Source organism: Spiroplasma syrphidicola EA-1, assembly GCF_000400955.1.
Taxonomy (GTDB): domain Bacteria; phylum Bacillota_I; class Bacilli_A; order Mycoplasmatales; family Mycoplasmataceae; genus Spiroplasma; species Spiroplasma syrphidicola.
Map to the genome: position 1 here is coordinate 1,068,919 of NC_021284.1, position 12,780 is coordinate 1,081,698.

Below are 12,780 nucleotides of genomic sequence, written 5' to 3' on the forward strand. Positions count from 1 at the left end.
CCTTTGAACATTATTAAAAAATATAAAAAACAGTTTAAATTGTTCAATATATCAATAATGCCTCGGCAACATAATTAAGATTTTCATCCGTTGCTGTCTATGGTATTTTGATGTCTATGGTACAATACCAAATAAAATATTAATATAAAAAGGGTTAAATGTCAATGATTTTTATATGGTACATTACATTTTTATATGGTACATTAAATTCTATATAATTGTTTACCAAATTTAAGATAAATGCTTTCAATTTTAATTATTTAAATTTATTCTCATATAAATATTTTTAGCTAAAATTTTAATTTCATTGGCATCATACGAATCAAAGTTTTGGGGACTTTTACCAAGTTCTATATATTCATAGTCTTCTAACTCTGGTAATATATCAAAATTATTTTCATACCTCTTTTCAATTAGAATAAATTTTTTAATTTGATTTTTTTCTATTTCATTTAATTTCAGTTCTATTATATATATAAGTTTACCTATATTATTAAAATATTTTGACGGGGATATTTCAACTATAAAACCCTTTTCTTTAAATAGTCTATTTAATTCTTCTTCTAATAATTTCTTCATTATTTATTTCTCCTTTTTTTAACTTTATTAAAATAGTTTTTAATACTATTTTTCTTAAAATTCATAACAAGATTTAATTACTTTATATATTAATAGTTCAAAGTATTTTTACTTATTTTTAACTAATTAAACACTTAAAGATATTTTAATAAAGTTAATAAAATATCAATTTACAAATGAAAATTTTTGATAAGTTCTGCTTAAATTACCGTTATTATTAATTAATTTTATAAATAAAAAAATATTTTAAACTTTACTTTGTTTTTTTACCTTATAATTATTACATAAGACATCGATACTAAGGAGTCACTGATATGATTGAAATTAAGAAGGTAACAAAAATATATGGTAAAAACATAGGTAATTTTAATATTAGTATAAATATTAATAATGGTGAAATTTATGGCATTTTAGGTCCAAATGGGGCAGGAAAAACTACTTTAATCCGACAAATTATGGGTTTTATCAAATCTGATGCTGGTGTAATTTCTTTTAATAATTTAAATCCCTGATTAAATTCAAAAGAAATCATGGAAGATACTGGTTATTTATCAGGGGAAATTAGTTTATATGAGAATTTAAAAGGGATTGAGTATTTAAAATTAATTAAGAATTTTCGTCCGAAAGTAAATTGAAAATATGTCGAAAAACTTATTTTACATTTTGAATTAAATGTTAATACAAAAATTAAAAAAATGTCAAAAGGAATGAAACAAAAATTAGCGATTATTGCTGCAGTTATGCATAAACCAAAGTTCTTAATTTTAGATGAGCCAACAAGTGGTCTTGATCCTGTCATGCAAGATCAATTTAATGAATTAATTTTAAAAATGCGCGAAAAAAATAAAACAACTATTATCATTTGTTCACATATCTTTGATGAAATTGCAAAATTATGCGATCGTGTTGGTTTTATTAAACAAGGGAAATTAATTGAAGAAATGAAGATTGATAATAAAAACATGTATGAAATTGAAAAACATTTTAAAAAACTATACGAAAGAGAGCGTGTTTTATAAAATGAAGAAAAAAGTTTTTAGTGAAAATTTAAACATCATTCGTAATCATTTACGACTTAATTGAAAATTAATCTTATTTTTTGGGATATTTTGGTTAATAATAACTCTAGGATTACTTAGTATGACTTTAGTATCACACATTGATGGTGTAAAAGTTCCTGTCATTGGTAATATTACAGCTGAAATTAAAAAGGCAAATTTCACATCTGGAGATAATCTAATTTCAATTTCAAATATGTTAAATTGAGGCCTATTTAGTGGGGCAGGAATTGCATTTTTTGCTATCTTTAGTCTTGTTTTAATTAATAAGAATTTTTTAAAAGAAGTTAATAACGGTCAAATTAGTTTTTGATTAACATTACCATTATCAAAAAAACAAGTTTTACAAGCAAAAATATCTTATACTATGTTATCTAATTTAATTATTTTTATCCCTTCATATTTAATAATTCTAATTTTTGCGGGAATTAGTTATGACGCCAAACAATGGTTTGGTTATGTTACTCTTTATGGAATTCAGTTTATTTTATTTATTTTTTTATTAATAATACTCTACTTTTTTATTTCCACTTTTTTAACTGATAAAACAATGGTTGCAAATATTATTAATTCATTAATAATATTTTGAATTTTAGTAACCTGAGTAATTTCATTATTTTACGATATGGCCCCCGATCATTTTAAAGAATTAAAATATGCTCAATATGTTTCTTTACAATCACTGATTGTTATTCCGCTTAAATTTTCACAAACTGATATTTCAGAAACAATAGTAAAAAATTTAGGTAGTGGCAAAACATTAACATTAGAAATATATCAACATTCATCATTCAATAACATTGCAATATCATCTTGCACAATAGGTATACCAATCATAACTTTTGGATTAGACTGATTAAATATTAAATTATTTAAAATTAAAGATTTAAATCTATAATTTATTTGAAATTTTATTAAAAAATGTAAAAAGAGGCATAATTTTCGCCTCTTTTTACATTTTTATTAATTAATTGTAAATTTAACCTAAAAGGAATTGAATGGAATCAACTTTTGATGTTGTAGAACATTCATGTACTGACCCAGCAGTTCGCGCATATATATAAGAAATTAATTCAAGAGCTGTAATTCCTTCTTCATCATTATAGACAGCTTTTAAAGTTAAAGAGATTTGACTTGTCTGATGTCCCCAACCACTTCATTGGTCATCAGTATCACTAAATTCCCAAATTCTAGAATTAACTGTACTCTTTTCACTCTTAAATGTTAATTGTAAAGTATCTTTAAACCATGGGTTTTTATATGGATGAAAAGCAAAATAACCATGAGCATTAACATAATTTGATTTGTTAATTATATCGTATCAACTAATCTTAGCAGTTGCTTTAGCTGCTGTTTTTGTATCAGGTTTATCATCGGTACCACTAGAAGCTGTTACAACTGAATGATTTATCCCTACTTTATCTCAAATATTATTTAATGTTCTTGTTTTTGTATTAAAATTAGCTACGGTAAAATTATTATTTGGATTATTTACGTTTAATAAGTTAGTGGATAAAAATCCTGAACTTGTTAAACTAATTGTACTTATAATTGTTAGTAAATTTTTCATAATTAATTCCTTCCTTCAATTATAAAGATCTTTATATCTTCAATAATTTAATATTTCCTATATAAAATAATTAAGAGCTAAGGGATTTCCTTATATGTAGTTAACAGCTCATAAATCTAAATATTCAAGGTAAAAAAATATATTAATTTTTAAAATTTTAATTATACAAAATCTCTTAAACTGCTAAGTGGTTTAACTTTTTATCCTTATAAAATAAAATTTTCTGGATAAATTCAAGGAATTGTCTTAAAGTCTTAGATTAATTTTATTTTAAATAGTTACTAAATTAAATACATTTAATTACCATTATTAAAAAATAAATTTTACACTGGTAAATTATGATAAATAATTAGCTTATTTAGAATTTAATTCATAAATTACATTATCACTAGTTCCAGCTAAGATATTTTTATTAGAATTTAATTGGATAAATGCCCTAATATTACCACTAAGCGGTTTTTCATTGCTCTGTTTAACTTTTGCTTTGATTGTTCCATCACTATTTAATTGATAAACAAATTTATTGCTAGTTCCAACAAGAATTGTATTATCAGCTAATTGAACAATTGATTGAACCCCACCATCAAATTTTTCACCATTAGGTTGACCTTTTTCATCCTGAATTACTCCATCAGAGTTCAAGTAATAAATTGTTCCTTTGAAACTAATTACAAAAATATCACCAGTGTTTGTTAATAACAGTGTATATAATAAAGAATCAAAATGTTTACCATTAGGCTGTTGAACTTTATTTTTTATCATAGCATTACTATCTAACGAATAAACACCATTCTTGGTAATGGCAAGGAACTCACCATTTGATAACTCTACCATTTTTTCAATTGTACTTTCAAACATTCTTCCGACTGGTTGGGGAACTTCTTCAGTAATTACCCCTAATTCATTTAATCGATAAATCTTTGAATCAATAGTTGCTAAAATAGTTTTATTTTTTAATTGAATAATTGACGAAACTTTAGTGAAATTTTCAAATTTGTCTTGGGCAACTGCGGTTTTAATTTTACCATCATTATTTAACTGATAGATTTGATTATCCGATCCAGCTAAAATTATTCCATTATCTAACTCAAGAAAAGCGGTGATTGGTTTTGCAAATTTTTCATTTACTTTGCTATTAACAGTTCCAATATTAGGATTAAAAACATAATAGCGTACTTCAATTGAAGCATTATTAACTATATAATATTCACTTGTCTCTTTAACTTTAATATGGGCTTTAGTTTCAATATTTGAATCCTTAACAACTTCAATTTCAGTGACTTTTAAAGTCGTGTTTTTTATTTGTAAAGTATCTAAAATTGTCGCGGGAGAATTATCTTTAATTGTTCCTAAATCAACATTAACCAAGTCAGAACTTAAACTTACTCTATTATTGTTTGGTTCCTTAAAATAATTCGGGTTATGGTTTGTACTAAAATATCACGCCAATGTCCCACCAACCACAGCAAAAAACAACAAAAAAACTAAACCAAAAATTAAAATAATTTGTCGTAGTTTAGACATTTGAATTAAATGATGACGATTTAAAACTGTTATTTGTTGATTAAAATGGCGTTTTGCTAAGTTATAGACTTCTTCCCCATTTGTTTTATTTGTAATTGGTAAATAATTATTTTTTATTCTTTTTTGCTTAATTAAATCAATTGTTGCTTGCGACAAAATTATTTTATCATTTACTATTTTAATTTTAGTTGTGCCATCTGGATGATACAAGTCTTTTTTTCATAGAAAAACATACGATGAATTTTTACAAAAAATTAGGGCAAAAGGAATTATCCCATTGTCTTCCTCTCGTGTACGATTTTGATCAATTTCACAAATTAATAAATCTAAATTTTTTAAATCATTAATTTTATTTTTTTTTAAATAATTAACAACTTTTTTAAACTTATTTTGGCAAATATGACACATGCTGTTATAAAAAATCTGCATTTTATTTTTCATGTTTACCTCCAAATATGAAAATATAAGTAATATAATTATATCTTTTGGCAAATAATTAAAAATTAAAAACTATTTGAAAAAAAAAAAAAAAAAGTAAAAAGCGGTAAAATTTGGTAAATTCTTTTTATCTTTTTATAAATGTTATTAACATTAATCATTGTCAGATTTAAATTAAATAATTGTGTTATAATCTATTAATATAATTTTTATAAACTAGGAGTTCATTATGGAAAAACATAAAGCATTTTTAAACTACATCCCTTTTTCTTTATTATCAATTTCATTAGGTTTACTAACTCTCGGAAACGGTTGAAATGCTTTTGGTAATTTTTTTAGTCTTTCAACAAAATGAATTACTTATTTAACTTTTGCTTTGTCGCTTTTTATTTTCTTATTACTAACAATAAAATGAATTATTAATTTTAAATCAGTCAAACAAGAATTTCAAAATAATTTAAACGACGCAGCAATAATTGGTTTTTTACCAATCACAGTTTTGGCAATCAGTAAATTTATTTTAACAAAACAAGATTTAGATAATCTAAATACTGGTTGAATATATTACTTAGGTATTACGATTTGATGAATTGGATTAATTTTAGCTTTTAGCTTTTTTATTGTTTGATTCTTTTTACATTTTAAAAATTTTAAACTAGTTAATGCAACCGGGAGTTGATACATCCCAACAATTGGAATTATAATTTGTAGTACTTTTGAATTGAAATATCTTGGTCCCGGCTATTTAGTATTTTTACAAGTTTTGTGATACCTTAATTTTGCAATATTTATTGGGTTAACAGTCTTAATGTTAATTAGCTATTTTAAAACAAAAGACCATGGAATGCTACGCGCACTTTTTATTTTATTAATTGGGTTAGATGTTTTAATGTATATTACTTACGACTATACTTTTATTAAAAGTGGTTATAATGAAAACTATTGAATGGTCATAATAATTGGTGTTTTTGCCATTGCTGCTAGTTTTGCTTTTTATTTTTTGATTGTCAAAGATTTTTTAACTAAACAATTTAATCCCAAATTAACTAGTTATGCTTTTCCGCTTGCAATTTCAGCAATTGGTAAAATTACTTACGGTCAAAGTCTAGGGGCAATTAGTAACCCCGAATATGCTGATACTATCATTCTTATTTTTCAGTATTGATCAATTTGTGAAATCATCTTAACAACAATAATTTTTCTTTATTTAATTGGTAATTTAACATTCCATTTTGGTAAAAAATACTGAGAGCTACACCGAAAAAAAGAGGATAGAATTTAAGTTTATCCTCTTTTTTTATTTATTTGTTTATTGCTTTAATAAATTGTAATATTAGTTAACGCATTCCGTTTAATTTGCCAAATTCCTAAACTGATAATTGTGCACAAAATAATTCCAATCGCTAAAGTAGCATATAGAACAACGGATAACGAAAATTCTGGAATAATTAATAAGCCGTTCTGCATAAATAAAACTTTTAAAATAATTCACCAGGCAATTTGCGCTAAACCAAAACTGGCAGCATAACCGATTAAAATTGCAAAAAAGTAAAATCCTAAAACAATTAAAATAATTTTATGCGTTGGATATCCCAATACTTTCATTGTTAGAATCGTTCGGCGATTTTCATCTAACACCATCCCAATTAAAACCGCTAAAATCAGGGCAACAATTAAAATAGTTAATGCTTCTAATACAGTTAAGATTTGACTAACTGTTTTCATTCCCTCCTCATAAGTTTCTCGGAACATATCAAAAGGAAAAATACGATTAAAATTATTTAAGATTTTTAAATTGGCTCGTAAATCTGCCGCACGACTTGGATCTAATTTTTTCTGCTCATTGTACATTGTAAAATCATAATTGTCTGTTAACGAATAAGAAGAAATAATTCGATATGGTTGTAAGACACTACCATTCTCACTTTTCTTTGAAGCAATAGCATTATTGTAATTGTTGTCATCAAAGATTTCTCCTTGCCCCGTAAGTTTTACTCATTGATTCATTACTCGAACTAACGAACTCTTGTTCATATAAATATTAGTTGAATTAATATCAGCCAAGTTATCCCCAACAATTTTAAAGGCAATCGGAACATAACCAATTGTATTAGTAATCTGCGCTTTTAAAGTAAATATTTGTCCTGGTTGTCCTTGCATCGCTTGATATAATCTTGTTGATAAAATTACTGGGATTGGTTCATTTATTGCCTTACTTAATTCATTACTTTGGACTGGATTACGATCAATATCATAACCAAAAACTTGTTGTTGTAAATCATCTAATGATAATTTTTTTGATTTAAAATTAAATAATTCTTCCCGTTCTGAACGATTTGGCGTAAGGCCAACTAACTCTAACCTTGTAATTGGGTTTTTAGCATTAGCAACATCACTTGCTTGCCAGCGTGCTGGGGTTGAAATGTAAGGAAAATCATATTTTGGATTGTAAACCATATAAGGGCCAAAATAGACATCTGGATAATTACCATCAGTCAGGGTTTTAATATTACGAATTAGATTAATTATTCCAATTGCCGATTGAATATCCCCTTTCGTTAAATTACCCTGATTAATCAAAATTTCTTGAATTTGTGGGTTTTCTAATAGTTGTTTAAGATTATCTCATCCATTAATTGGTTTGCCATTATTACCTATTATTTGATAATCAACAAGAGCCTCAACCGTTTGAGAAGATAAATAAGGGTATTTTCCATCAACAACACGAATTTTACTTTGGTAATCACTTTTATTAATATTTCCGATAATGTTTAAAAAGTCTCCACACCCATTCCCCGTAGTTGTCAAACTCATTAAACAAGTTAAAGGGTTAGGAAAATTAAATTTGGTTGGATTTTCTAAAATATCAGCTTGATGATAATATTGTTCAACTTGATCTTGATTTATTCACTGATAACTTTTTTTGTTTTGTGATTGAACTGCTATTTCTTGTTGATCATATGACGCAATTAAATATGATTTAATGTCGTCTTTAAAATAACGGAAAGAATCTTTCACAAATTTTTGGGCCATAACATCCGCATCAAGTTGAAAAATTAATAGAAAGGACGCAAAGGCTAGAACAACCATAACCATAATTCATTTTCCAAGTGATTTCAAAGCAAAGGTAAATGATAAATGAGCATTAAAGGATAACCCTAAATGGTAATAATGTTTTGCCTTTTTAACTTTTTTATAGCGTACATGTAAATTAGTTGCTTTCAAATCATAAATTAAATCTAACGCTGAATTTTTTAAAAGCGAATAAGAAATAATAAAAGCTAAAATCGCAAAACATAAGGGAATAACTAAAATTGTAACAATAAAAATTAAGGGGTTAAAATAAAATAATGTTAATGAAATTCCAATACTATAAAGATTAGAAGCCGTAAAATACATTTGAAATGGCATTGATAACACTCAACCAATTAAACATCCTATTAAAGTTGCAAAAGCAATATTAATTATAAAAACAATTGATAATTGGTGGCGACCATATCCTAATGCTTTTAACACTCCAATTTGTTTTTTCTGCATATGGATATCTTTTTTAATAAAAAAAGCAATAATAAAGATAATTATGATTGAACAAGCAAAGGCAATTGAACCATCAATAATAAAAGTTGTATTTGCCAACACCACGGTATCCCCAGCATAAGTTGAATTAAAATCAAAAATAGCATTATCTGGAGAAATAAAATGTCTACTTAATAAATCACTTAAAATTTCTGTTTTCTGAGCAACATTGGAACTACCACCCATTTTAACAAAAGCAGTCATCATTTCAGTCCCTGTTGCAAAATTGTACTTAATTTGATTATAATCATCATCGTTTAAAAATAACAACGAACCATTTTTTAAGCTAACACTCTCTTTTTGATTAGCAATTGCTGCTAAACTTGCCAAATTTGGATAAATTGTGCTATAGCGACTTGCCCAGCCTCTAATTTGATACTGTAGCCCGGTACTTGCTAAAAGATTAAAACTATCACCAACCGCTAAATTTTTATATTGCCCATATTGTTGACTTAAATAAACTGTTTGTGCTGGCGTGCTATTAACAACTTTTTGATGATATGAATCATAGACACGATTAAATGGGCTTGTAAACATATTTAAATTCATTCAGTCATCCCCATAGTACATTTCATCAAAATTTTTTGTGATCGGGGTTGCATTAAAATATTGATTTTGGGCTGTTAAATCTTTGATAACAAATTGGTAATTTAAACTAAAAGCAATTTGGGCACTAAGATTATTATTTTCTAAAAAATTTTTCCCATCATTGTTAAAAAGATAACTTAACAAAAGACTTTCCAAGTTTTGATTAAAATTTTTCGCTAAAGTTGTAAATGCTGCTGTTCCCGTATTTGGATTTAAATAACTTGGTTCTTTTGTTCATTGGCAAAGTCCATCATCATTGCCACATTCTAATTTTCCAAGATCGTTTTTAACAGTATTAAAATTTAATTCCAAATCATCAATTGCTTTTGAATCATAAAAGAATTCCAAAAAATTTCGGTTAGCAAGGTTAATTTTATTATCGCCTTTTTTAATAACATTATTATCAACATATAAACTTGTTAAATTGATTTCATAATCATAACTACCACTTTGTTTTGCTAAGTTATTAATTCCGTTTTGAACTTGAAAAACAGCAGAAAATAACGCCGCAAACGTCATTACTGCTGTGATAATAAAAAGAATTAACCCAATTAATTGGGTAATTTTTTTTGTAAAACCTCGTGTTGCTTCTTTAACTAAATTTTTCATTTCCAAAACCTACTTGTTTTATCTTACCCTAAAATTATAGTTTAATTCATAAATATTTTAAAAATAATTGTGTTTTTTATCGTCCAATTGCCTTACGAATTTGGTCATATCCTAACAACATTATTAAAGGGACTGTCATCATTGCCATTGCGACTAACGTCATTTGTCATGATACTGTTGGAACTGTAACATATTGTTCCCCTGATGGTGCTAATAAGAAAATTTGATTAATCCCTGGAGTATAAATAATTAAGAAATTTAATCCTAAGGCAATTAATGATGCTCCTAATAAATAATAGTTAACTTTCCCTCATTTATGATGGGCTTTAATTCGATAGTTCGGTAGTTGTAAAGCAAAAACATAAATGGCTGGTGCACAAGTCATTACTAAGATTGTTGCCATTTTAGCACTATCTAAATCTTGGAAAACTTCGCGGCCAATAAAGAATGTTCCGACAACCGCTAAAGTTGTTGTTAGGGCTACAAATAAAATTGTTATTAAGCTATTTGTAAAAAATGATTCTTTTTTATTCCGCGGTTTATCTAGCATCAAACGATTATCATTACTGTCAAAACCAATTGGTACTGCTAAAAGCGTTTCAATAATTAAGTTAAATCATAAAATATTAACTGAATCAAATGGTTTGATTCCAGCTGTTAATGAAATAATTAAAAAGGCTAGAACATTAGCAATATTAGCCGAAATAACAAATGCTATCGCTCGTTTAATTTTTTGGTAAACATTACGACCTTCTTCAACTCCTTTTAAAATTGTTGAAAAATTATCATCTTGTAAAATAATGTTAGCCGCTTGTTTTGAAACATCTGTTCCAGTAATTCCCATTGCTACACCAATATCGGCTTTACTTAAACTTGGCGCATCATTAACCCCATCACCTGTCATTGAAACGACATAATTTAAAGCCTGTAAGCAATTAACAATCCGTGTTTTATGTTCAGGATTAACACGAGCAAAAATGCTAATATCCTTAAATTTGTTTTTTAATTCATCATCATTTAATTCATCAATTTCTGCTCCAGAAATTACATTTGCACTAGAACTAGCTAAATTTAATTGTTTGGCAATTGCTAAGGCAGTATCTTTATGATCACCTGTAATCATCATGACACGGATTCCTGCTTGATGGGCATCAGCAATAGCCTTAATTGCTTCTGGGCGGGGAGGATCAATCATCCCAACAGCCCCTAAAAAGATTAAATCATTTTCTAAATCTTCTTTATTACCATCAAATTTTTTATGAGCAAAAGCTAACACCCGCAAAGCATCTAATGATAAAGTTTTTGCAGCATGTAGTAATTCTGTTTTAATTTCCGCTGTTAACGGAACTATTTTGTCATTTTGATAAATCTTCGTACATTTTTTTAATAATTCATCAATTGCCCCTTTAGTATAAACATATTCACTATTACCAATCACATTAATTGTTGACATTAATTTACGTTCAGAATCAAAAGGAATTTCATTAATTCTTTTATGTTTTTTTCGTCATTCACTTTCCTTGATTGTATAACGACGCGTGAAATCAACTAAGGCAATTTCTGTTGGATCACCAATTTTTTCATTTTTTTCATTAATAGCATCATTACATAACGTTAAGCTATTAATAAAATGTTCATCATGTATTGAATTATTATATTTATAATCTTCACTATTAATTGATGCATTATTAAAGATAATTTTTTTAACAGTCATTTTATTTTGTGTTAATGTTCCCGTTTTATCTGAACAAATAACATTAACTGAACCTAAAGTTTCTACAGCATCTAATTTTTTAACAATAACATTAATTTTTGACATTCGCTTTGTTGATAGCGAAAGAATAACGGTTACAATCACAATTAGTGATTCTGGAATAACAGCAATCGCAATTGTAACTGAGGTCATTAAATTAACTGGTCAGTTTGGACGATCAGTAAAGAAGAAAAAGAGAAAAACACTAACTGCCAAGAATAAAGCAAAAATACTAACAAATTTTGTTAACTTTGCTAATCGCAATTGTAATGGTGTTTTTTCTTGTTTCGCCCCAGCTAAACCAGCAGCAATTTTTCCAATTTCACTATTAACAGCATTAGCAACTACAACTCCAACCGCACGACCATTCGTAACAAATGTTGACATAAAAGCCATATTATGCTGCTCTGCTAACACTAATTTATTTTCCGTAATAATTTTAGCATGCTTTTCAACTGGCACTGATTCTCCTGTTAAAGCGGATTCATCAATTTGTAAATTACTAGCTTGAATAATTCGCAAATCAGCAGGAACATATTTCCCGGCTTCTAAAATAACAACATCACCAGTCACTAATTCGCTTGTGGGGATTTCAAAAACTTCACCATCGCGAATAACAACTGCTTTTGGAACTGTCATTTCTTCTAAAGCTGCTAATGATTTGCGCGCTTTAACTTGTTGAATTGTTTGAATAATTGCATTTAAAAAAACAATTGAAATTATAACCAAAAAATCAACTAAATGAACTTCATTTGAGATTACTTTTTCAATTACAACTGAACTAATTCCAGCAACAATTAGAATTATTGAAAGAGGGTCTAATAAGGCTAATAAAATTAAAAGTATTCATGGTTTATGCTTTGGTTTTGGTAACTCATTCTTCCCATTCTGAGTTAATCTTTCTTGAGCAGTTTCTTTTGATAATCCTTTATCTAAATTAGTTGATAATTCTTTTGCTAAATCTTCATTTTCTCGATTAAATCACATCAATTCAACGCCTGCTTTCTAGTTTTACTTAATATAATTATAATCTAATTCTAGCAATGTCACCAATAAATTAAATTTTCTCTTTTTCCCAATAAAAA

Annotated in this window: 8 protein-coding genes and 1 other annotated feature (1 of these 9 only partly in view); of the genes, 3 read left to right on the forward strand and 5 right to left on the reverse strand. The window is 27.0% G+C overall.

All coding sequences use genetic code 4. The features are described from left to right. Positions 1-121 (reverse strand) — a sequence feature (ribosomal protein L10 leader region) (it extends 38 nt beyond the left edge of the window). Positions 122-252: 131 nt separating this feature from the next. Next, positions 253-579, reverse strand: a complete 327-nt coding sequence (locus SSYRP_RS05005; protein ID WP_016341211.1) for a hypothetical protein — start codon at positions 577-579, stop codon at positions 253-255. A 314-nt stretch (positions 580-893) separates the two neighbouring features. Between SSYRP_RS05005 and SSYRP_RS05010 the strand changes: the two genes are divergently transcribed. After that, on the forward strand, positions 894-1,598 hold the full coding sequence (locus tag SSYRP_RS05010) for an ABC transporter ATP-binding protein (RefSeq protein WP_016341212.1): 705 nt from the start codon (positions 894-896) through the stop codon (positions 1,596-1,598). Position 1,599: 1 nt separating this feature from the next. After that, positions 1,600-2,535 (forward strand): ABC transporter permease subunit, encoded by a 936-nt coding sequence (locus SSYRP_RS05015; protein ID WP_041614513.1) that lies wholly within the window; start codon positions 1,600-1,602, stop codon positions 2,533-2,535. Positions 2,536-2,616: 81 nt separating this feature from the next. Here SSYRP_RS05015 and SSYRP_RS05020 read toward each other — a convergent pair whose 3' ends face one another. After that, positions 2,617-3,207, reverse strand: coding sequence for a hypothetical protein (locus tag SSYRP_RS05020; RefSeq protein ID WP_016341214.1), 591 nt, complete (start codon positions 3,205-3,207; stop codon positions 2,617-2,619). A gap of 354 nt (positions 3,208-3,561) precedes the next feature. After that, the gene (locus SSYRP_RS05025) at positions 3,562-5,172 is read right to left on the reverse strand and encodes a hypothetical protein (RefSeq protein ID WP_016341215.1); all 1,611 of its coding nucleotides are present in this window, start codon (positions 5,170-5,172) and stop codon (positions 3,562-3,564) included. Positions 5,173-5,398: 226 nt separating this feature from the next. On the opposite strand from SSYRP_RS05025, the gene SSYRP_RS05030 reads away from it, so the two are divergent. Next, positions 5,399-6,451, forward strand: a complete 1,053-nt coding sequence (locus SSYRP_RS05030; RefSeq protein ID WP_016341216.1) for an SLAC1 family transporter — start codon at positions 5,399-5,401, stop codon at positions 6,449-6,451. A gap of 35 nt (positions 6,452-6,486) precedes the next feature. Here SSYRP_RS05030 and SSYRP_RS05035 read toward each other — a convergent pair whose 3' ends face one another. Beyond that, entirely contained in the window at positions 6,487-9,942 is a 3,456-nt protein-coding gene (locus tag SSYRP_RS05035) for an ABC transporter permease (protein ID WP_016341217.1), read from the reverse strand. Between the two features lie 76 nt (positions 9,943-10,018). Next, positions 10,019-12,682: a cation-translocating P-type ATPase gene (locus SSYRP_RS05040; RefSeq protein ID WP_016341218.1), complete on the reverse strand. Its 2,664-nt coding sequence runs from the start codon at positions 12,680-12,682 to the stop codon at positions 10,019-10,021. Positions 12,683-12,780: the final 98 nt, after the last annotated feature.